Genomic DNA, 19,780 nt, shown 5'->3' with positions numbered 1-19,780 from the left:
ATTTTAAAATATATAAGATTTGAAGGCGATGATTTTATGGTTTCAGATAATATGTTTCACAGTATTTCACATGATGATTTGAAATCCAAAAAAATTGCAAAAAGTGTTGCTGCGCTTGCTGTTTTAGCTAGTACTTCTGCAATGTTTGCTGCTTGCGGTGAACCTAAAGCTGTTCCTATGAATGATGAGTTCGCTGGAAATTCTGGTCAGAATGCAGATGATGCTGGAAATCCTTCTGGCAAGTATGATTCTGGTGCTCAACAATCTCAGTCTTCAGCTCAAAGTGAGGATTCAAAAATCCTTTCAAAAACAAATACTGGTGATTATCGTGATGGAAACTATTCGATTAAAGCTACGTACGGCCCTGCTGGGGAAGATAGTATAGATGTACATTTAAGCGTTGCAAGTGACAAAGTAAGTGATGTGCAAATTGTTGAACATCCGTTTACGCCGATTTCAAGAAAACACATGGATGCGTTTTCTAATGCGATTACCGGTAAAATCGTTGGAAAACCGTTGAAAGATTTGCATATTTCGGTTGTTGCTGGAGCAAGTTGGACTAGCGACGCATTCAACAAAGCGCTTGATGTTGCTCGCCAAGAGGCTTCAATTCAATCCGCGCAATAATCTTGAACCACCTTAATCTTTGACTTCAAAAATAGTGCCTTCGTTGCGAATCATTGTTGCTGTCATGGCTCCGCTTACTGCTATAAATGGAATAATAGCATTACTGTATTCGTGCATGAACTGTGCAAAATCATGATTCCAATAAATAATCGTAACGTACAAAAGAAGAAATTCGATTGCGGTAAATATTGCCCACTTAAGAATACAAATAAGCGTTTTTTTAATAACTTTTATAGAGTCCTTGCTCATGAGTTGTTCCCTTACAATTTGCTGTTTTGTTTGTGAGCATTGTAGCTAATTCATGTACATTGCTTATCGTTCGTATGCATTTTGTATTTCTAGTATAAATGCTGCAAGTCTTCGAGAAATACTATGTACTCAGAACTTAGTACTCAAGATTGCACGGAAAATGTTTGTAATTAGACTTAAAGCAACGCACAAATGTGTTGCACAAATATGTTACAAATACAAGGAGATACAAACATGAACAGCGCAAATATGGGTAGTGTAAGCAGTGATTTTGGTATAAACTCTTGGCTGCCAGAAGATAGCGTAAACAAAATAGGAAACGCTAGTGAAAATAGCATTAATCAAATTCAAAAGCAGGAAGATGACTTTGCGGAAAATAGTAGCGAAGAACTTTCACAAGATGAAATTGATGAATTAGCTAAGCAATTAGAAGAATTCTTTACAAAATATATTGTGCTAGAAAATGGCTCTTTTGTTGTAAAAGAGGATGCTATTATTGCAGACGGTTATGGCGATCAAATAGAATATTTTCGCAATGCTGCAAAAGGATTAAATCTTTCAATGGAAGATCAACAATAATCTTAAATCCTTAAAAATCGCTTTTATCCGTAGGGTGACCTTGTGGGCGCTTTATGACTCGCCACAAAATCACTAATGCTAAGACACCATTTGCAATTCCGTAGTAATAAATCCAAGGAACGTGAATAAGGCCACAAATAAAGCATGTAATAATATTTGCTAAATTATTTGAGTAATTGTTGAGTATCTGCTTATTTTGCAATTCGACTTTTTTGCGTTTTAGTGCGACAACTTTGTTTTCTTCGGTACTTTCGCTTTTGTTGTTTTCTGAGCCGTAGCTGTTTTTAACATTGTTGTCATAGTTATCGCAATTATCGCAGCTATCGTAATTTTCAGTATCGCAAGCTTTTTCGCTGCCTGTGCTCTTAAGTTCACTATCTCTACTTATACTGCTAGTGTTACCGCTATCAAGCTCAGCTATATTACTTGTGTTACTTGCATTTTCACCTTCAAGAACATTTTTGCGCAAGAAAAAATATGCATAAGAATACATTGCAACAGAAAGAAGTCCTAGAACAAGCCACAAAGCGAAAAAGTCAAAGCTACGCATAAAAGCAGCTGCTGAGGCAAACGCCATCGCAGCTACTTCTGCGGAGTGTAATACTACTAGTCGTTTTGTCATATAATCCTGCTGCAATCATTATTAAAAATGAATTTTCAACGCAACCAAAAGTTGCATACTGTCACTTATTATAATCACATTTGATTTACATGCATTACTTGTAATCATTTCTTGCTACACAATTTGCTCTATTTTGCACGCGCTTATAAAGTAGAATGTAAGAAAAGTAGCATAAGATTGCAAGAAAGCCATTATGCCAAAAACGTATGCAATAGTAGATAACGACCCATTAGTTTTAGCGGTTATGCGAAACGTGCTCAGCAAGCTTTTGCCGAGTGAGTACGCGTGCAAATGGTGTGTAAAATCAGGCGTGCAAGCTTTGAAATATTGCCAAGTAGCAAAAACTACTCCAGATTATATTTTGATTGATATGTCAATGAAAGACATGCCTGGAGTAGACGTAATACGCGCAATTCGTGAGAAAAACAACAGCATTATTTTAATTGGCATGACTTCTTACGATTGTAGATCCTACGCTTCGATGGTTTCGCAAGTTGGTGGGCAAGCGATGGTTGCTAAAGACAATTTCAAAGGGCTAGCAGAAGCTTTGCAATATTGCGATAATCAGCACGTGTATGGCTGCCGATGTGTTAAAGATGTTGCTTACGATTTTGCTACTCCGCAAGAATCTTTTATTAGGCTTTCTAAATCAAGGTCGCGCAGCGTTTTGCCGCCTCAAGAACTAAAAATTATGGATCTGCTTGCTAAAGGTTACACAACAAATCAGATTGCGGCTCAACTTGGTCTTATGCCAAACACTATTAATACGCATATTCATAGGATTTACAAAAAATTGCATGTTTCTAATCGCGTGCAAGCAATATCAGCATTTGCTGCAATGCAAAATCGTGGGCAAGATAGAAATCTGCAATATGCTTATAATTTGCCGCAGAATCATCCGAATCTTTTGCAAGAAATGGATAACGCATGTTAATGAAAACATTTTCGCGCGTTATTGAGTTGGTTAAAAGCTGGAAAATTCAGCGAACTTTATTCATAATATTGGCGATTCTTGTAGTGTCAATGGATGTGCAATCTTGCAATACAGCTGGTTTGTGGCATAACCCGCAGCAATCTGTATGCCAATACGTTTGGATGTTCATAATATTTCTTTTGATTGCTTTTCCGCGTCAAATATCCCTCGTAACTCCGATTTTGTATTGCGTAACGCTAGCAGTACCAGGTGTAAACGCAACTTGCGTGTTTTTTGCGCTGCTCGCTAGCATGCTTGTTGCAGGTTTTTACGATTCGTGGAAGTATTTGCTTTGTGTATACATAGTTTCGCTGAATATTATGTACTTTGCAAAAATGGCGTACATTCCGCTTACTTTCCCTTGTTTTATTCTTATTTCTATGATTTGCGGTTATACTTTGCGCAAGTATTTGAACATGTTGGAAGAAAATAATCGCGCAAAAATGGATATTGTACGGAGTAAGTTCCAGTCTTATATTGCGTCTGTTGCGTTGCAATTGCACGACGATGTGAACAATGAGATTACTGATATTACGTTGCTTGCAACGGATGCTTTATATGCTGAGAACAATGAACATACAAAAGAATCGTTAGAGCAGATTATTGAACATTCTCGTAATGCGCTTTCTAAAACGCGACTTGTTATTAATCTACTTGAGCAAGCTGAGCATAAGTATGATGATTCTTTAGATTCAAATATTGCTAGTATTGCTGGCACGCAGTTTATTTATGGTTCTAATGGTAATAATTGCATGACTTTGGCTGATTTTCTATGCAATATTCGCGCGCGCTTGCAGGCTGAACGTAAGATTTGTGAGCAGCTTGGGTACTATGGCTCTCTAACAGTAAATGATGAAAGTTCGGGAAGTAACGATTGTGCTGTATCTGCAATCGTTAATGGCGAAAAAGCTCAATGTGCTATTCGCATGTGCAGTGAGTTGCTTACTAATATTCGCAAGCATTGCAATACTAGCGTTGATTTTTCTATGAATGTTACGGTTGATGAGCGAGAATGCAAAATAATGTGTATGAATTCGATTTCAATGTTGAACAAGTTTGGCGAAAGGCTTGTTTTTGGCAAAGGACTACTGTTCCACAAAAAATCTGTGGAACGTTTAGGTGGATCTTTAAGCGCTCAAAAAGATGATGATGCGTGGCTGGTCAATGTTGTTATTCCACTAAACTAGCATCACTCAAATCGCGCATTATCGTGGCAAAAATTGCAAATTTAGCGAAATCTGCCGCGATAACTCGGTAAGTACGCGGATATTTAAAAATAATTCCAAAACGGAAATATTCTTAAATATTGATTGTTGGGAACATAACTGCTAATAGTAAAAGTTTTTTAAAAGTTTTCTAAGAGCACTATCGTTAAAAATAGGTACGCCTATTTGTGTAGATAAAATCTGCACGTTAGTATGTTGGTAATTTACAAAACAAGAATCACAAGGAGGTGCTTATTATGACCAATCCTTTGCGCGGTATACGAGAAGAAGATATCGTCAAGTACTTTAAAGATCACAATCTTTCAGTTGATAAGACGTATGTATTTACCATGAAATACAACCCTTGGTGGAAAGATTTAATCAAACTATTTTTATTACCTAAATTATTCTATGTAGCGCAAGGCGTTGATGCGCGTATTGTTGCTGCCACTAATAATGAGTTTATTGTTGTTAATCCGAATGTTATTTTAGGCTCGGGTAATCTAGCTAAATTAGACGATAAGCATCTTCGTTGTATTGCGTGGAATCAACTCACTAATTTTGAAGTTATAAATAAGCCAACAACTCAAATAATTCGTTTTACTGCAAATGGTAAAACTGAAGAATGGAGTGTGCCAACGGAAAGTGCTAGCGTATGGCACTTTAATGTGTACAATCTTGATAATTTGAGAAAAACAGTACAATCGCACATCTCTTGATAATCGGATTCCAAAACAAGATACCATATATTGTATGAACACCACTTACGCAATTGTTGATAATGACACGCTTGTATTGCGATATATGCAACTTCTTCTAAAAAGTCGTTTGCCTGAAAATTTTGTTTGTGCATGGATGTGTTCTTCTGCAAAACAAGCTATTCATCATTGCGTTACAGAAAATACTCCTGACGTACTTTTAGTAGATATGTCAATGAGAGAAATGAGTGGTGTTGATGTAATTAAAGCAATTCGCGAGCGCAATAGCAATATTGTTTTAATTGGCATTACTTCCTACATGCTGGATGAATACGTATTGCAAGTTGCTAAGTCGGGTGGTCAAGCGCTAGTACATAAAGACAATTTAGCAGACGTAGTTGCAGCCATCCAATCGCGCGCAACAAGCTACGGTTGCCCAGAATTGCCACAATATATTGACTATTTTCACACTCCGCAAGAATCATTTAATATGATTTCTCAACTTCCGAAGACTTCAGTTTTGTCTCCTCAAGAATCGGAAATTATGCACTTGTGCAAACAGGGGTATTCTACGAAAGAGATTGCAGATCAGCTTAATGTGAAAGTTTCAACAGTCAACACGCATTTACGGCGTATTTATGGAAAACTTCAAGTTAAAAGTCGCATGCAGGCGCTCGCTGCGCTCGCAAAATACTCGCATGACATATAACGCGTAAGAAATTAACGTGTAAGAGTAGGTAGTTATGAAATTATTAACGCGTATGATTAATTTTTTGCCGCATGATGCTTGGCAGAAAATTGGAATTGGTGCAATCATAAGTTGTACTTTGATTCTTGAAATTTGTTCCTATAATAATCTTCATTACTACTCTAATTGGCATGCAATTACAGTTGAAATAGTATGGATTGTAATCTGCTTATGCATTGCAATATGGCCACGTAAGGCATCTTTTATTGTGCTCATTTGGATGCCGTTGGTAATTATTGCGCCCAATATCAACTATTCATCTATGATGCTTACCATATTGATTTGTTTGGCAATTGCTGTAATTACTCAACCTTGGTACACCGTGCTTTCTTCTTGCGGAGTATCTTCATGGTTCTTTATTATATGCAATTTTCAAAACGCTTATGTGTTAGCGTGGTGGCTTCTTATCACTCTTATTTCTAGCGCAATCGCAAAATATTATATTTCTACTATTCACCAACAACAGGAACAGTTATTTGCACAGCGTTATAACGTTTTTCAAAAATATGCCACTATTGCAGCAATTCGCATGCATGATGAAGTAACTAATGAGCTTTCCAGTATTATGATGATGGCTCAACAATCTATTGAACCTCAAACAACTCATGACCAAGAGCATGAAAATTCGCGAGAGATTCTTCAACGTGCTACTACAACTGTTCATAGAGCGCGTAATATCATTTCTCTTCTTGACAATGCTACAACTGCAAGCACTGGCGATGTTATGCAATCGACTACATGTTATAAAGATTTTTGCACAGGCTTACGTGTTTTATTTGACGGTGAACAAAAGTCTTTTGAAAAGCTTGGCTATATTGGTTCCATTGATTTGAGTAGTGATTTAACTGCTGAAGATTCTCGGTCAATCCATTTGCCTTTTGAAGAATGTGCTCAAATTGAATATATTTGCAGAGAACTGCTTGCGAACGTAAAAAAGCATGCTGCAAAGCCTAAAGAATACTCTATGAATGTAATGCTTAATGACCATGAATGTCATATTACGTGTATAAATAGTGCGCAACGCGGTATTCTTGCTAACTTGCAATTAGGATATGGACTGCGTTTCCATAAGATGCTTGCGGAACATGCTGGTGGAACTTTTAAAGTTATTGAAGATGGCGATTCGTGGATTATTAATGTACACGTTCCTCTTCATGCAGAGAAATAGTCATTGTGCAAGAATAAATTATTGTGCTTTCTTGCGCTTTAATCGAGTATTTGGACGTATTTCGACCGAGTATTTGGATGAACCTTTGCGTAGCAAACGCAAATAAGAAGTTAATCTGCGATGCAGAATAGTGTTTCGTTGCTATGTTATACACGTTATCGTGGCAAAAATTGCAAAATTAGCAAAAACTGCCACGATAACTCCATAAGTACGCGGATATTTAAAAATAGTTTCAAAATGTAAATATTCTTAAATAATTAAATAAAAAAAGAGGTTGCTTATGAAAAGTACATAAGCAACCTGACTGATTAACTAATTAACGAAGCAATGAAGCAACTAAGTGACTAGAAATCCCAATCATCGTCGTCGGTTTCAACCGACTTGCCCATAATGTAGCTGGAACCAGAGCCGGAGAAGAAGTCGTGATTTTCGTCGGCTGCAGGAGAAAGAGCTGCGAGAATTTCTGGGCTTACGTGAGTTTCTTCTTCGCTGTACTTAGCTGGGTAGCCAAGGTTCATCAAAGCCTTGTTAGCGTTGTAACGAACGAAATCAAAAACGTCATCGTGGAAGTCAAATCCTTCGTAAATCTGACCAGAATACTCAACTTCCAAATCATACAAAGTATCAAGCAAGTTCATAGTGAACTTTTCAAGATTCTTCTTGTCGCTCTCGCTTCTAAGCTCCAAACCGCGCTGGAACTTGTAGCCAGAATAGTAGCCGTGAATCGCCTTATCGCGCAAAATTAGGCGAATCATATCGGCAGTGTTCATCATCTTGCCGCGAGAAGCAAAGTAAAGCGGAAGATAGAAGCCCGCGTAAAGAAGCAGAGAAGAAAGCATAGTTGCTGCAATCTTACGCTTAAGCGGATCTTCGCTCTCGTACTCGCAAAGCACGGTGGTAACGCGCTGCTGCAAAACGTCGTTTCCAACAGCCCAACGGTAAGCCTCGTCAATCTCCTCGCTAGAACAAAGAGTGGAGAAAATAGAGGAGTAGGAGCGAGCGTGAATTGACTGCATAAAAGCAATATTCGTGTAAATAGCCTGCTCATGCTCAGTGCGAGCGTGCTCAATCTGGCAAAGCTCGCCAATAGTTGCCTGGCTGGTATCAAGCAAAGTCAAGCCTGTAAAAACGCGAGTAGTTGTCTTGCGCTCAAGATCGGTGAGGGAACGCCAAGAAGGAATATCGTTGCTCAGTGGCACTTTTTCAGGAAGCCAGAAGTTAGCAATAAGACGATTCCAAACGTCCAAATCCTTGTCGTCAACAATATTGTTCCAATTAACTGGGCGCACGCGAGATCCGTGATGGTAGCGGTATTGAGCTGGAGTGATGGAATCTGTCATCATAGCGTCGTCTGCGATTACGCGGTTCGTGCCGAAAGGCTTATCGAGGCTACTGCGCAGTTCTGTTGGATCGAGTTCTGTCATAATTACTCCTGATCTTGTGTTTACGTTTTATAAAATTTTTAAGTTTTTGATTTAATTTGTGGAAGATTTGCAACCATAAGGTTTACAGCGTGCAGCTTACGCAACCATCGATTTCCGTACCTTCCAAAGCCTTCTGGCGAATACGAATGTAGTAAAGAGTCTTAATACCCTTACGCCACGCGTAAATCTGAGCTTTGTTCAAATCGCGAGTAGTCGTAGTATCTGGGAAGAACAAAGTAAGCGACAATCCCTGATCTACATGCTGAGTTGCTTCAGCGTAAGTGTCAATAATCGCCTTCCAGCCAATCTCGTAAGCATCCTTAAAGTACTGCATATTGTCATTCGTCATGTAAGCGGCAGGGTAGTAGACGCGGCCAACTTTGCCCTCTTTGCGAATCTCAATGCGAGAAGCAATCGGGTGAATCGAACTCGTGGAATGGTTGATGTACGAGATGGAACCAGTTGGAGGAACAGCTTGCAAATATTCGTTGTAAATGCCGTCGCGCAAAATCTCGTCGCGCAGTTGCTCCCAGTCCGAAACAGTTGGAATCGCAACGTTAAAACGAGCAAACAAATCGCGAACCGCTTGCGTTTTAGGCTCAAGAGAGCGGCTGCCGTCCGTATACTTATCGAAATAGTTGCCTTTGCCTGCAGGCTTAGCGTAAGCGCTAGTCTTAAAGCTTGCAAAAGCGCGGCCGCGCTCCACAGCCAAAGCGTGAGAAGCCTTATAAGCGTGGTAAGCAACCGTCATAAAGTACATGTCTGTAAAGTCAATAGCTTCCTCGCTTCCGTACTGCATGTGCTCGCGAGCAAGGAAACCGTGCAAATTCATTTGACCCAAGCCAATAGCGTGGCCTTCTTCGTTACCGCGACGAATCGAAGGTACGGAATCAATCGAAGTATGCTCTGAAACAGAAGTGAGAGCGCGCACAGCAAGCTCAACGCTTGTACCCAAGTCGCCATCCATCGCCTTAGCAATATTAAGCGAGCCAAGATTGCAAGAAATATCGCGACCAACGTGACTATAAGATAAGTCGGCATTATAAGTGCTTGCTTCTTGAGTTTGCAAAATCTCGGAGCACAAGTTGCTCATAGTAATGCGACCCTCAATAGGATTCGTGCGATTTACAGTATCCTCAAACAAAATGTAAGGGTAGCCAGACTCAAATTGAATCTCCGCAAGCGTCATAAAGAATTCGCGAGCGTCGATGTACTTCTTGTGAATGCGAGGATTTGCAACCATCTCATCGTAATGTTCGGTAACAGAAATATCTGCAAAAGGTTTGCCATACTCACGCTCAACGTCGTAAGGGCTAAATAAAGCCATCTTTTCCTTACGCTTAGCAAGCTCGAAAGTAATATCTGGAATCACAACGCCCAAAGAAAGCGACTTAATACGAATCTTCTCGTCCGCGTTCTCGCGCTTAGTATCGAGGAAACGCATAATATCTGGGTGGTGAGCGCTAATATACACGGCACCAGCGCCCTGACGAGCGCCAAGCTGATTAGCGTAAGAGAATGAATCTTCCAAAAGCTTCATAACAGGCACAACACCGCTCGACTGGTTCTCGATGCGCTTAATAGGAGCGCCAAGCTCGCGCAAATTCGTAAGCAAAAGCGCCACGCCGCCGCCGCGCTTAGAAAGCTGCAAAGCAGAATTAATTCCGCGCGCAATAGACTCCATATTGTCTTCCAAACGCACAAGGAAGCAGCTTACTGCCTCGCCGCGCTGAGCTTTACCAAGATTCAAGAACGTTGGTGTAGCTGGTTGGAAGCGGCCTGCAAGCATCTCGTCCAAATAGTTTAGCGCTGCTTTTTCGTCGCCGTCTGCGAGTTCCAAAGCGACTGCAGCTGCGCGCTGAGCGAAGTTTTCCAAATACTGCTTGCCGTCGAAAGTCTTCAAAGCGTAAGAAGTGTAGAACTTAAAAGCACCCAAGAATGTACCAAAAGTGTGGTGAGCAGCTTCAGCGTGCTCGTAGAATTTATCGAGAAACTCGTCACTATACTTTCCGAACACGTTGCCGTTGTAATAGTAGTTGTTAATCAAATAATTTAAGCGCTCGCGAGTAGAAGCAAACTTCATGCTGTGCTCTTGCACGTAACCCGAAACGTAAAGCTTTTCTGCTTCCTGATCTTTATCGAACTGAATGCCTTTTTCTGGGTCGAAAAGACCGAGCATAGCGTTAAGAACGTGGTAGTCGCGGCTATTTCGAATACGTTCTGCTGTGCTGCTGGCAGCTGCGTTTGCAGTTTCGCTGGCGTCGTCAGTGTGATCAAGATTAAGCGCAGTAGATTCGCTCATCGGATCCGTGCTGTTCATGGGTTTTATTCCTTTCCTCGTGCGTTATTTTTGCTTTTCAAACGCTGGTTGTTTTTGTTGCTTATGTGCTTTTTGTTTATTTCGTTTCTTCTGTTTCTTTTAATTGCCTTAAAAATCTCGGTATGCCTTGCGCTACTTTTTCAATATCTTCTTGAGTTCCCGTGAGCTCAAACGAGTACATATTTGGGATGCCGCACTTTCCTGCAATTTGACCGCCTGCAGCGCAATATGCTTCTCCAAAATTCGTATTTCCGGAAGAAATTACTCCGCGAATAAATGAACGATTTTCGCGATTATTTAGGAATTTTCGCACCTGCATTGGTATTGCTTTAGAAATATTTCCGCCGCCGTAAGTTGGCACAATCAAAACGTATGGCTCGCGAACGTGCAATTCTGGCTCTTTTGGTCGAAGTGGTATGCGATATACGTTCACATTGTTGCTTGGAAAATCGCAATTTTTTACGAATCGTAGTGTGTTTTCGGAGACGGAAGAAAAATAGACTACAGCTCCGATTGATTCGCCTTGTGCGCGCGCTTCTGGCTCGCTTGGTTGTGACATATTTTCTTGATCACACATTTTTATGCTTCTTTTGCTGTTTCTGCGGAAGATCCGAGTTTATCCGCAATTTGCGCAATTAAATCTGGACGGTACCCACTCCAGGATGCGTCTGGAGCAATTACTACAGGCGCTTGACGGTAACCTGCATTTCGTAACTGTTCGAGTGATTCAGGGCTTTTTGACAAATCTACAGTTTCGAAGTTCACGCCAAGTTTTGTGAACTGTCGCTTAGTGGCATCACACTGCGGGCAATGAGGTTTAGTAAACACTGTAATAGTCATTTCAATCTCCTCTGGTGATGGGGAATTTCTGTAATTCCTTGTTGTATCGACAAAAGCCAAATAGTTAGCTTACTCCGAATAAGCACTATTTATAGTGGTGTGTCGATTATGCAAACACTACATATAGTTATTGTTTAAAATATCTAAAAATAGCGTGTTTGTAAGCGTGTCGTGCTGATAAAAAGATTTTGGATGATATTTATGCTGTATGAAAATGTAATTTATATCACAAAATTTATTAAGAATTTTCACATATCTTCGCAATATACTTCCTTGTGCATATAGGTAGATAAAATTAAAAAGTGCGTTTCTTGAAGGGGCGTAACGCTAAGTAAAAATTGTGCATTTTATATTTAATGCAGATTGCTTGAGTACGCAAAGCGTGCGTGCAAATATAACAAGATAAAAGATAAGAGGTGTCATTATGACGGAAGCCCAGGCAAATATTGGCGTTGTTGGTTTGGCGGCTATGGGGTCGAATTTAGCGCGTAATCTTGCGCATCACGGCAATACAGTTGCTGTTTACAATCGTCATTATTCACGCACTGAAACTTTGATGAATGAGCACGGTAGCGAAGGTGCTTTTGTGCCGGCTAAAACTGTCGAAGAATTCGTTGCTTCTCTGAAGCGTCCTCGCACTGCAATCATCATGGTAAAAGCTGGCGCTCCTACTGATGCTGTTATTGAAGAGCTTGCAAATGCTATGGAGCCGGGAGACATTATTGTCGACGGTGGAAACTCTTACTTTGAAGATACGATTCGCAGAGAGCGCGACATCCGCGCGCGTGGACTTCATTACGTTGGTTGCGGTGTTTCTGGTGGTGAAGAAGGTGCGCTTCGCGGTCCTTCGATGATGCCTGGTGGCACTGAGGAATCTTGGAAGACTCTTGGCCCTATTTTGAAGTCGATTGCGGCTGTTGCAGAAGGTGAACCTTGCGTAACGCATATTGGTACTGATGGTGCTGGCCACTTTGTGAAGATGGTTCACAATGGTATCGAGTACTCGGATATGCAGCTTATCGCTGAAAGCTACGACTTAATGCTTCGCGGTTTGGGAATGAAGTCCGACGAAATTGCGGACGTGTTCAGCGAGTGGAATAAGGGCGAACTTGATTCTTATTTGATTGAAATTACAGCTGATGTGCTTCGTCAGAAGGATGCTAAGACTGGTAAGCCTTTGGTTGAGATGATGGTGGATCACGCTGGCATGAAGGGTACTGGTACTTGGACTGTACAGTCTGCACTTTCGCTCGGAATACCAGTTACGGGTATCGCTGAAGCCGTGTTTGCTCGCGGACTTTCCAGCCAGGTTGCTTTGCGAGAAGCTGCTGAAAATCAGGGTTTGACTGGTCCAGATATGCATTTTGATTTGAACGATGCTGAGCGTAAGGCGTTTATTGAGGATATTCGCCAAGCTTTGTACGCTTCTAAGATTGTTTCTTACGCTCAGGGCTTTGACGAGATTGCCGCTGCTGCGATTGAACATGATTGGAAGATTGATCAGGCTGCGGTTGCTCGCATTTGGCGTGGTGGATGCATTATTCGCGCTCAGTTCTTGAATCGCGTTTCTGAGGCTTTTGAGTCTGGTGAAGCAAGCGTTTCTTTGCTTTTTGCTCCTTACTTTAAGGCTGCTATTGAGAAGTCTCAGGCTGCGTGGCGTAGGGTTATTGCGCGCGCAGTGGAGCATGGTGTGCCTGTTCCAGCATTCTCCAGCTTGCTTGCGTACTACGATGGCTTGCGTTCCAAGCGTTTGCCAGCTTCACTTATTCAGGCTCAGCGCGATTTCTTCGGTGCACACACTTACGGTCGCATTGACGAGCCAGGCGTATTCCACACTTTGTGGGCAGATCCTAATCGCCCAGAAGTAAAGCAAGACTAAATTAAAATAATATTTACAACTAACAGGCCTCTGCATAACAATGCAAAGGCCTGTTTTTATTGTTCTGAATATTATGCAGATTATTGGATTGCAGCTTGCAAAGTTTCTGCTGTAGTAAACCAGCAGATTTCGTCAGTTCCGTTTGCAAAAGACGCAGGGTATTCTGGATTATTATCACCAGAAAGTACATTCATTAAAGCAACTCCCTTTTCTTCTCCTGCAGTTAAGAACCAAGTACGTCTACTGTGAGCTAATACAGGAACGGTAAGAGTTAAGCGCATAGGCGGCAACTTAGGGGAGTGATTTACTCCAAGAACTAAACGATTTCGATTTTCTACCTGTGGCAAACCTGGGAAAAGTGAAGCCATATGAGCGTCAGGCCCCATTCCGAGTACAGCTAAATCAAACACAGGTTCCTTTCCAAGCAGCCCCGTAATTTCTTCCTCATACTCGCGTGCTGCTTCATCAAGAAGAGCAGCATTTTCAACATCACTTGCGTTAACTACTTCATCAACTCTTCTATCGTCAGCTGGCATTTCGTGAACATGTGATTCAGGCAAAACTTTGTTGGAAGTAAGCATATCAAGAATAATTTCACGAGCTTTTCTTGCGTTACGCTCATCGCTGTCATATGAGACAAATCGTTCGTCGCCCCACCAAATATGTACTAAATTCCAATTAATTGCTGGCAAAAGTGGGTTACTAGCAAGCATCTGGAACATTCTAATAGAGTCAGTGCCGCCAGTAAGTAATAAATGAAATGGCTTATTCAGATTTCGCACATCATTCTGTGATTCCATAATAAGAGTCACCAAGCGTTGTGCTGCAACAGCTGCCAGTACATCTCGATTATCATAGCCGTAAACTACAGCGTTATGCGCAAAGGTGACTTCATTATCTACCATATTCATTTCCTCAATTTCTTATTTTTAAACGATTAATTTCGCTTTAGTTTCCTAGTGTTTCATTTACGTATTACTTTACTTATGTAATGTTTCACGTAATGTTTCACGAATTTTCGGTTGGATTATCTAGTACAAGTTGTGCATAAATCTCGTCGGGATCAATTCTACGCAACTCTTCACTTAAACAATCATCCAAAGTTCGTATAGGAAGCGCAATAGGCTGAGCAGTCTGATAGGGAAGACTAATCAAAGCTTGATCTCCACCAGCAGGGCGAGTAAGGGACAATGTTCCGTCCTCGCGCTCTAAAGTTACGGAAGTAATTGCTTGAGCATTAGGATTTTCAACTACTTCAACCGGTACGTGCAAACTGCTCTTCAACCAAGCTGCAAGCAAATGCAAAGACACATAGTGAGTAGGGCCAGTAACTTTCGCACTAATAATAGGTAAATGAGGTGGCTGATCAAGCATAGAAGCAAGTAGTGCACGCCAAGGAGTTAAGCGCGTCCAAGATAAATCAACATCTTTAGGAGACCAGTTTTTGCGCAAGTTTTGTACAGTTTTAAGAGTATCGCTTGCTCGCTGAGCGTCAGTGATTCTGCTACTTGCCATAGCTCCAAGCAAATCGTGAGCAGGATCCTCAGGAGCATCAGTTGGCCACCATGCTACAATCGGTGCATCTGGCACAAGTAGCGGAATAACAAGCGTATCCGGGTGGCGAACTAAACCATTATGCGGATACAAAATAATGATTTCGCCAGCGCCAGCATCCGCACCAAAACGCACTTGAGCGTCAAGATTTGGCACGATTTCACCACGTTCAGCTGCGTGTTCACTAGACCAGTCACGAACCATGGCAATAACTCGGCACGGATGCTCGCGGCTTGCATTATTCGCAGCTTCAAGCGCATGTTCTAACTCTTTAAAAGTCGTATCGATAAGTAAAGTAAGCACGCGGCCAGTAGCAGATTCACCACGCTCTTCGTGCAACTCGTCGATTTTAGCTGCAATTTTGCTGGTATTAGTATCAGAAAGATTGATAATCATGGCAGCCTCCAATGGCGATTATCGCGAGCAAGCATGGCATCAGCTTCTGCAGGCCCCCACGTTCCAGCGCGGTACGGTTGAGGTTGTGTGCCAAGAGAACTCCAGAATTCCTCAATAGGATCGAGAATTTTCCAACTCAAATCAACTTCTTCAGTAGTCGGGAACAGTGGAGGCTCTCCAAGAAGCACGTCAAGAATTAATCGCTCGTAAGCTTCAGGGGAACTTTCTGTAAAAGAGCGTCCATAACTAAAGTCCATAGAAACGTCACGCACTTCCATAGCAGTTCCTCCAGGAACTTTCGCGCCAAAGCGCATAGTAACACCCTCGTCCGGTTGAACTCGAATCACAATAGCGTTACTTCCAAGTTCTCTTACAGCAGTAGACTCAAACGGCAAATGCGGAGCGCGCTTAAAAATAACAGCAATTTCTGTGACGCGCTTACCTAAACGTTTGCCTGTACGCAAGTAGAACGGAACTCCAGCCCAACGGCGAGTATCAACATCCAGTCGCACTGCGGCGTACGTTTCAGTAGTGCTTTTAGGATCAATACCTTGTTCTTCTAAATATCCAACAGCTTTATATGATCCTTGCCAGCCGGCTGCATACTGTCCTCGAGCAGTATTAGCAGCCAAGTCTTGAGGAAGTCTGATTGCGGATAAAACTTTCGTTTTTTCAGCAGTCAAATCGCTAGCGCGGAAACTTACAGGCTCTTCCATAGCAGTAAGAGCCATAAGTTGAAGCAAATGGTTCTGAATAACGTCACGAGCAGCACCGATTCCGTCATAGTATCCAGCTCTTCCGCCAATGCCAATATCTTCAGCCATTGTAATTTGCACATGATCAACGTAATTTGCGTTCCAAATCGGCTCATACATTGCGTTAGCAAAGCGGAAAGCTAGCAAATTTTGCACAGTTTCCTTACCTAAATAATGGTCAATTCGGAACACAGAATTAGGATCAAAAACTTCAGAAACAACGCGATCTAATTCTCTCGCGCTCGCTAAATCGTGACCAAAAGGCTTTTCAATAATTACGCGTCGCCAAGCATGTTCAGAAGAGTGCGAAAGACCGGATGCTGCAAGCTGTTGTGCAACAACTGGGAAGCTGGAAGGCGGAATAGACATGTAAAAAGCGTGATTTCCGCGAGTGCCTCGGTCTCTATCTAGCTCGTTAACAGTTTTGCTTAAACGCTCAAACGCGGATGCATCGTCAAAAGTACCACGTACGAAACGTATGCCTTTAGCAAGATTAATCCAAGTTGATTCACGAAATGGCGTTCTGCAATGCTGCTCAATATTTTCGCGCACAAAGTTTACAAAATGCTCATCCGTCCAATCGCGTCTTGCAAAACCAGTTAAACCAAATCCTGGAGGCAAAAGCCCGCGATTAGCCAAATCATATACGGCTGGCATAAGCTTCTTGCGCGCTAAATCTCCAGTAATTCCGAAGATTACTAAACTGCACGGTCCTGCAATACGAGCCAAACGCAAGTCTCGTGGATCGCGTAACGGATTTGTCCAATTAGGCGTATCCGCCCCAACGCCTTGCGAATCACATGGTGTCCTCAACTCAGTCATAAATACTATCGTAATATTTCGCTGCTATTTTCACCACGCGAAACGCGATTTAATACGGTCAATCTAGTATTAAAAAGTTTTTTTAGCGCGCTATTGAAGCTTTAAATTTCACCCTCCGCACACTGCTAAACGAATCATTCGAGCATACTGTGGACCGCCAACTGGCGTTAAGTGAACTCCGTCATCAGTCAAATATTCTGAATGACCGTTGCTTAGCCCATGCCAGTCTATGATACCAACGTTAGGGTGTTTGGCAGCGAACTTGCGCAAACGATCGTTAGTAGTGTCTTGCCATGGTTGCGGCACGCGAGTAGTGACGAAATACACTGGTCTACCTTTGGCAACATCAACCATGTGCTGCAAAACGCTTTCGTCGTGAGGTGGACCATTCGTTCCAAGTGCGTAAACAACAATCTCACCAGGGTGACCATTATTAATGTCTTGTACATAGCTTTCTGCTCCGTGGAAAATTTGCCTACTAACTTTTCCGTCGACAAAAGCGTTAGGAAGAGAACGCAGCAAATAAGGTTTTGCGCCTTCAGTAATAGAATCGCCAACCATTGTGAATTTTGCTGAGCAAGTGCCTTTAGTACTGTCAATACTTGAGTGTGAAGTTATAAGATTTTCTGGAACTTTTTCAGCAATCGCGTTTAAAATACGGTGTTTTGAAGGTGCAGGAGGCGTAGCTATTTTTGAAGTATCTACCACTTTACCTGTGAATTTCTTGCGATGCGCTTTGGCAGTAGCCTTTCCATTTTTATTTGCCAAAGCACCGTTAGGATTCTGTAATCCAGGCAATGGTGCTTCTTGTACAGGCGCAGCCAATTCTGGACGAAGCTGAATTGCGCGATCCTGAGCGATTTGTTTCCAATTTAGAGGAACAAAAATAAGAATTACAGTTAGTGCTGCACATAAAATAGTTGCTGTTTGTCGTAGTGCGGAAGGAGTGCGTACTGCTCTACTTAAAACATTTATACTGCTGTTATCAATACCGTATTCTGATGTATTTTCTGCAGTATTTTGACCCATATTTTGTGCAGTATCATACGCTTGCGTAGCAGGAATAACAGAACTGTTAATTTGATTATCGTAAGCAGTTTCGTTTTGATCAAACTTGAGCATACTAAGAGAGAACTGCTTATGAGTTACAGGCATCTCAAATATTCTGTAGAAACATTCTGCAACAATCAGTGATAAAACAAATTGCGCGACTTGTTCCCACCATGGAGCGAGAGTTGTTCTAGTTGCAGGATTGCAGACTTCTAGAATTGGGAAGTGTACTAAATATAAAGCGAAAGAGCGTTTTCCGAGATATGCAAAAGGCGCGAACGCAAAAATCTTAGAGCACAAGTTATCTTCATTTTTGCATACAGAAAGTATTACAGCGCATAATATTGCAACAGCAGTGTACCCTCCGCGTGGAAGCCATAGTGAGGTTCCATCTTCTTTTACAAAAAGCCAGCATAATACTGCTACTGCTGCAATGCCTATAATAGAACGCTGCCATGCAGGAGAAGGAGCGTAATTGCGTTCTTTCTCCCGATTAAATACGTCATCTGGAAGTTCCACAATATCTGATTCGTATGTGGAAGGATTGTTCTGATTTGCGACAGCAGCATAATTTTGTGAGCTGTTTTCGTAATACTCACCTTGACCTTTGCCATCGTACATATCAATCTGTAATCCTGCTCGCAAATCTTCAGGAATATTATCAGCAAAATTGCTATTAGTTACGTTAAAACTGTTAACAGCGTTGACGTTGTTAGTGCCGTTAATACCGTTAGTGCTATTTACATTCTGATATTTAAGCTGCTCGCATAGTAAAGCGTGCTGATCTAACTGCTTTATAACAGTTTTTAGTTGCTGCTTTTTTGTAATTACGTCAAAAATATTTCCAAAAAGTGCTCTTATAGGATAGTTTGCAAACCAAGTGCTACACATGGCAACAAGAGCGCCCACAAGAAACTCGGATGCTCTAGTATCAAGAGCATAGTAAACGCGTGCAGGTGTCATATAATCACTGCTAGAGCAGGAGATAAATGCACAAGTTGCGCTAGAAGCTAAAGTTAATAAGAGAGTAACAAATACTCTTATTGTTTTCGATTTAAATACTTTTACAATAATCCACAAAAGTAGTGGCCATATCACAAAAGCTTGCATAATAATGCCGAGATACCATAAGTGTTTAATTGGAGAAGGTAATCCAGCTTGTTCAAAATATGAAAGCTTACGAACTATGTAAGAGATATTGCTAGTAAAACTTGCCCCATATAATGCGTCTGACTGTAATTTTGGTAGCAGGCTAGGAGACATAAGCCACATGACCGGTGCAAAAACTGCAATAATTCCCAGAGTCGAAGGGAATATTCTAATAATCCTATGCCACAAATATTTCCAGTAGTGCATCCTAGAGTCGCCGCTATTGCCGCTAAGCGAACGAAGAATTGTGCTAGTGCAGAAGTATCCTGCTAAAACTAGGAATAACGTAACTCCAAGAAAACCACCTTGAAGTCCTACTGGCCTCATGTGGAAGCAAACAATTCCCACAATAGCCAATGCGCGTAAACCGTCTATTGCAGGATTTCTACGTGATGATTGCGTATTTTGATTCTGATTATTAGACGTGTTTAAATTGCCACTTTCATTTAGATTGCCATTAGTAGAAATCATTGTTTCGCTTTGATATTCAGGGGCGGTTGAACCCTGTGAAACAGCGGTAACGGCTGCTAATTTCTTCTGTGACATAATGCCTGCATTTCGCTGGTATCTGCTTTTGTTTTATAGCATTTTTTGAATAAATCATGATGATAATAACTGCGTATTGAGACAGTCTTGAAGTGTAGAGCGTGTCTTATTTTTACGTGTTTATTTTACTTGTAAAACATTGTTATTCTGTTAATATTGCTTAGCTTATTTTGTGT

The 19,780-nt window shown here is 41.4% G+C and carries 18 protein-coding genes; 8 read left to right on the top strand and 10 right to left on the bottom strand.

Translation table 11 applies throughout. The features are described from left to right. Window positions 1-36 precede the first annotated feature (36 nt). On the top strand, window positions 37-627 hold the full coding sequence (locus ACPFYS_RS03190) for an FMN-binding protein (protein WP_427875883.1): 591 nt from the start codon (window positions 37-39) through the stop codon (window positions 625-627). Window positions 628-639: 12 nt separating this feature from the next. Here ACPFYS_RS03190 and ACPFYS_RS03185 read toward each other — a convergent pair whose 3' ends face one another. Beyond that, a complete protein-coding gene (locus tag ACPFYS_RS03185) occupies window positions 640-876 on the bottom strand; it encodes a hypothetical protein (RefSeq protein ID WP_427875882.1) in 237 nt (78 codons plus the stop codon). 234 nt (window positions 877-1,110) lie between these two features. Here ACPFYS_RS03185 and ACPFYS_RS03180 point away from each other — a divergent pair, with 234 nt between their 5' ends. Continuing rightward, window positions 1,111-1,455 (top strand): hypothetical protein, encoded by a 345-nt coding sequence (locus ACPFYS_RS03180; protein ID WP_427875881.1) that lies wholly within the window; start codon window positions 1,111-1,113, stop codon window positions 1,453-1,455. A 10-nt stretch (window positions 1,456-1,465) separates the two neighbouring features. On the opposite strand, the gene ACPFYS_RS03175 is transcribed toward ACPFYS_RS03180, so the two are convergent. Then, window positions 1,466-2,077, bottom strand: coding sequence for a hypothetical protein (locus tag ACPFYS_RS03175; protein WP_427875880.1), 612 nt, complete (start codon window positions 2,075-2,077; stop codon window positions 1,466-1,468). 193 nt (window positions 2,078-2,270) lie between these two features. On the opposite strand from ACPFYS_RS03175, the gene ACPFYS_RS03170 reads away from it, so the two are divergent. From ACPFYS_RS03170 to ACPFYS_RS03150, 5 genes are all read left to right on the top strand, one after another. Next, the gene (locus tag ACPFYS_RS03170; protein WP_427875879.1) at window positions 2,271-3,011 is read left to right on the top strand and encodes a response regulator transcription factor; all 741 of its coding nucleotides are present in this window, start codon (window positions 2,271-2,273) and stop codon (window positions 3,009-3,011) included. Beyond that, window positions 3,005-4,237 carry a histidine kinase gene (locus tag ACPFYS_RS03165; protein WP_427875878.1) on the top strand — a complete coding sequence of 411 codons (1,233 nt, stop codon included), beginning with the start codon at window positions 3,005-3,007 and terminating at the stop codon, window positions 4,235-4,237. Before ACPFYS_RS03170 ends, ACPFYS_RS03165 begins: the two co-directional genes overlap by 7 nt. Window positions 4,238-4,512: 275 nt before the next feature. Further along, window positions 4,513-4,974, top strand: coding sequence for a hypothetical protein (locus ACPFYS_RS03160; protein ID WP_427875877.1), 462 nt, complete (start codon window positions 4,513-4,515; stop codon window positions 4,972-4,974). A gap of 34 nt (window positions 4,975-5,008) precedes the next feature. After that, window positions 5,009-5,662 (top strand): LuxR C-terminal-related transcriptional regulator, encoded by a 654-nt coding sequence (locus ACPFYS_RS03155; protein WP_427875876.1) that lies wholly within the window; start codon window positions 5,009-5,011, stop codon window positions 5,660-5,662. 34 nt (window positions 5,663-5,696) lie between these two features. Further along, window positions 5,697-6,869: an exodeoxyribonuclease V gene (locus tag ACPFYS_RS03150; RefSeq protein ID WP_427875875.1), complete on the top strand. Its 1,173-nt coding sequence runs from the start codon at window positions 5,697-5,699 to the stop codon at window positions 6,867-6,869. A gap of 344 nt (window positions 6,870-7,213) precedes the next feature. Here the strand turns inward: ACPFYS_RS03150 and nrdF are convergent, their stop codons facing one another. From nrdF to nrdH, 4 genes are all read right to left on the bottom strand, one after another. Next, complete coding sequence (nrdF, locus tag ACPFYS_RS03145) at window positions 7,214-8,293, bottom strand: class 1b ribonucleoside-diphosphate reductase subunit beta (RefSeq protein WP_427875874.1); 1,080 nt, start codon at window positions 8,291-8,293, stop codon at window positions 7,214-7,216. A gap of 82 nt (window positions 8,294-8,375) precedes the next feature. Beyond that, window positions 8,376-10,613 (bottom strand): class 1b ribonucleoside-diphosphate reductase subunit alpha, encoded by a 2,238-nt coding sequence (nrdE, locus tag ACPFYS_RS03140; RefSeq protein ID WP_427875873.1) that lies wholly within the window; start codon window positions 10,611-10,613, stop codon window positions 8,376-8,378. A 76-nt stretch (window positions 10,614-10,689) separates the two neighbouring features. Then, window positions 10,690-11,190, bottom strand: coding sequence for a class Ib ribonucleoside-diphosphate reductase assembly flavoprotein NrdI (nrdI, locus tag ACPFYS_RS03135; RefSeq protein WP_427875872.1), 501 nt, complete (start codon window positions 11,188-11,190; stop codon window positions 10,690-10,692). Between the two features lie 2 nt (window positions 11,191-11,192). Next, window positions 11,193-11,453 (bottom strand): glutaredoxin-like protein NrdH, encoded by a 261-nt coding sequence (gene nrdH / locus ACPFYS_RS03130; RefSeq protein WP_427875871.1) that lies wholly within the window; start codon window positions 11,451-11,453, stop codon window positions 11,193-11,195. A 424-nt stretch (window positions 11,454-11,877) separates the two neighbouring features. Here nrdH and gndA point away from each other — a divergent pair, with 424 nt between their 5' ends. Continuing rightward, window positions 11,878-13,332, top strand: a complete 1,455-nt coding sequence (gndA, locus tag ACPFYS_RS03125) for an NADP-dependent phosphogluconate dehydrogenase (protein ID WP_427875870.1) — start codon at window positions 11,878-11,880, stop codon at window positions 13,330-13,332. 80 nt (window positions 13,333-13,412) lie between these two features. Here gndA and pgl read toward each other — a convergent pair whose 3' ends face one another. The 4 genes from pgl to ACPFYS_RS03105 all read right to left on the bottom strand — a co-directional run bounded on the left by pgl (window position 13,413) and on the right by ACPFYS_RS03105 (window position 19,529). Further along, on the bottom strand, window positions 13,413-14,237 hold the full coding sequence (pgl, locus tag ACPFYS_RS03120) for a 6-phosphogluconolactonase (RefSeq protein WP_427875869.1): 825 nt from the start codon (window positions 14,235-14,237) through the stop codon (window positions 13,413-13,415). 103 nt (window positions 14,238-14,340) lie between these two features. Continuing rightward, a complete protein-coding gene (locus tag ACPFYS_RS03115; RefSeq protein WP_427875868.1) occupies window positions 14,341-15,282 on the bottom strand; it encodes a glucose-6-phosphate dehydrogenase assembly protein OpcA in 942 nt (313 codons plus the stop codon). Further along, complete coding sequence (gene zwf, locus ACPFYS_RS03110) at window positions 15,279-16,859, bottom strand: glucose-6-phosphate dehydrogenase (RefSeq protein WP_427875867.1); 1,581 nt, start codon at window positions 16,857-16,859, stop codon at window positions 15,279-15,281. The genes ACPFYS_RS03115 and zwf overlap by 4 nt, the downstream gene beginning before the upstream one ends. Window positions 16,860-16,967: 108 nt before the next feature. After that, complete coding sequence (locus ACPFYS_RS03105; RefSeq protein ID WP_427877622.1) at window positions 16,968-19,529, bottom strand: acyltransferase family protein; 2,562 nt, start codon at window positions 19,527-19,529, stop codon at window positions 16,968-16,970. Between the last annotated feature and the right edge of the window lie 251 nt (window positions 19,530-19,780).

It is taken from the genome of Gardnerella sp. 2492 (genome assembly GCF_050320365.1).
In the GTDB taxonomy this organism is placed as follows: Bacteria; Actinomycetota; Actinomycetes; order Actinomycetales; family Bifidobacteriaceae; genus Bifidobacterium.
The sequence above is the reverse complement of the archived record's forward strand: the minus strand, read 5'-3'. Positions and strand labels throughout refer to the sequence as shown.

Coding starts and splice junctions, on each gene's coding strand:
- ACPFYS_RS03105 (WP_427877622.1), bottom strand. CDS start 19,529: ATGATTTCTACTAATGGCAATCTAAATGAAAGTGGCAATTTAAACACG.
- ACPFYS_RS03190 (WP_427875883.1), top strand. CDS start 37: ATGGTTTCAGATAATATGTTTCACAGTATTTCACATGATGATTTGAAA.
- nrdI (WP_427875872.1), bottom strand. CDS start 11,190: ATGTGTGATCAAGAAAATATGTCACAACCAAGCGAGCCAGAAGCGCGC.
- nrdH (WP_427875871.1), bottom strand. CDS start 11,453: ATGACTATTACAGTGTTTACTAAACCTCATTGCCCGCAGTGTGATGCC.
- nrdF (WP_427875874.1), bottom strand. CDS start 8,293: ATGACAGAACTCGATCCAACAGAACTGCGCAGTAGCCTCGATAAGCCT.
- ACPFYS_RS03160 (WP_427875877.1), top strand. CDS start 4,513: ATGACCAATCCTTTGCGCGGTATACGAGAAGAAGATATCGTCAAGTAC.
- ACPFYS_RS03175 (WP_427875880.1), bottom strand. CDS start 2,077: ATGACAAAACGACTAGTAGTATTACACTCCGCAGAAGTAGCTGCGATG.
- ACPFYS_RS03185 (WP_427875882.1), bottom strand. CDS start 876: ATGAGCAAGGACTCTATAAAAGTTATTAAAAAAACGCTTATTTGTATT.
- zwf (WP_427875867.1), bottom strand. CDS start 16,859: ATGACTGAGTTGAGGACACCATGTGATTCGCAAGGCGTTGGGGCGGAT.
- ACPFYS_RS03180 (WP_427875881.1), top strand. CDS start 1,111: ATGAACAGCGCAAATATGGGTAGTGTAAGCAGTGATTTTGGTATAAAC.
- ACPFYS_RS03170 (WP_427875879.1), top strand. CDS start 2,271: ATGCCAAAAACGTATGCAATAGTAGATAACGACCCATTAGTTTTAGCG.
- nrdE (WP_427875873.1), bottom strand. CDS start 10,613: ATGAACAGCACGGATCCGATGAGCGAATCTACTGCGCTTAATCTTGAT.
- gndA (WP_427875870.1), top strand. CDS start 11,878: ATGACGGAAGCCCAGGCAAATATTGGCGTTGTTGGTTTGGCGGCTATG.
- ACPFYS_RS03150 (WP_427875875.1), top strand. CDS start 5,697: ATGAAATTATTAACGCGTATGATTAATTTTTTGCCGCATGATGCTTGG.
- ACPFYS_RS03155 (WP_427875876.1), top strand. CDS start 5,009: ATGAACACCACTTACGCAATTGTTGATAATGACACGCTTGTATTGCGA.
- ACPFYS_RS03165 (WP_427875878.1), top strand. CDS start 3,005: ATGTTAATGAAAACATTTTCGCGCGTTATTGAGTTGGTTAAAAGCTGG.
- ACPFYS_RS03115 (WP_427875868.1), bottom strand. CDS start 15,282: ATGATTATCAATCTTTCTGATACTAATACCAGCAAAATTGCAGCTAAA.
- pgl (WP_427875869.1), bottom strand. CDS start 14,237: ATGGTAGATAATGAAGTCACCTTTGCGCATAACGCTGTAGTTTACGGC.